This is a genomic window from Gammaproteobacteria bacterium (genome assembly GCA_003696665.1).
Classification (GTDB): domain Bacteria; phylum Pseudomonadota; class Gammaproteobacteria; order Enterobacterales.
Map to the genome: position 1 here is coordinate 1 of RFGJ01000280.1, position 1,334 is coordinate 1,334.

Sequence of the window (1,334 nt, forward strand, 5' to 3'; positions counted from 1 at the left end):
CAGGTTCGCTCACAAACCTGTTTTATTCGGGCAACATGAGCATTGGCGGCACGGGCAAGCTTGTCATGAGTGACAGCATCAACAATCGAATCATGGCGGCCAATCCGGGAGGCTATATTCTGACCAATGGCGCGGGCCACACGATTCAGGGCGCGGGCAACTTGCTCTTCAATACAGGCGGCATGGTGAACAAGGGCATCATCATCGCGGATCAGCCCAAGAATCCCCTGATCATCGATCCGGATGCCAAGGGGGTTGTCAATCGAGGGAAACTCATTGCGCGAGGCCTTGGGGGACTACAGATATATTTTGGGCCGTTCACGACTTCTGGGCAGGTGAGTGTTGCTGCAAAAAGCACGCTGAACAGAAAGGGCGATTATACTCAGACCGGTGGCGTAACCATCGTAAACGGCGCCCTCACGGCTACCGGACTGATTCAACTGCAGGGGGGCATGCTCAAAGGCAATGGCACGGTGAGCAGTGTCAACAATACAGGCGGCGGCGTGGCGCCCGGGATTGCGGCTGGCATTCTGCATGTGAATGGCAATTACACGCAGGGCGCGGGAGGCAGACTGATCAGCGAGATTGGCGGCCTGACTGCCGGGAGTCAGTATGATCAACTGCTCATCACGGGCAGAGCGACCCTGTTTGGAGGTCTGACGGTGAGGCTGGCGGGTGGATTTGTGCCTGCGGTGGGCAACACGTTCACGGTTCTGACCGCGACCGGAGGTATCAGCGGGAGGTTTGATCCCGCCAAAATTGTTCTGCCGGTTTTGGGCGCGAATAGTTTCAAGATTGTTTATACCGCCAATTCGGTTGTGCTGAAGGTTGTGGCCGGTCATCCGCCGGCGCCCACAGCAAAGCCGATCGTGACGCCGGAAGATCAAGCGGCGGCGACCAAGGTTTTTCCGAATGATCCGGATGTGGGCAACACGCATACCTATGCTGTGACGACGGCGGCCGCCCATGGCAAGGCGAGCGTGAACGCCGCCGGGCTGGTCACCTACACGCCAAACCTGAACTTCAATGGCATGGATTCATTTGTGGTGACCGTTACGGACAATACGGGCCTGTTTGGCACGGTCAAAATCCTAGTTACGGTCACTCCAGTGAATGATCCTCCGACGGCTACCTCGGCCAGTATCACGACAAAAGAGGACACGACCAGTGCAGGCGTGACGCCGAGCGTGACAGATGTGGACATTGCCACGAACGGGGATACGCATACGTTCACGATTCTAACGCAACCAGCGCATGGATCGGCGAATGTCATAGGCAACAAGTTGTTCTATACGCCGAGCCTGAACTACAACGGTGCGGATAGCTTCACCTAC

Annotated in this window: 1 protein-coding gene; it reads left to right on the top strand. The window is 56.7% G+C overall.

Annotation, left to right across the window (positions count from 1 at the left end):
• Positions 1–1,334 (top strand): hypothetical protein (locus D6694_07735; GenBank protein ID RMH42669.1); only part of this gene is annotated, 1,334 nt, incomplete at both ends.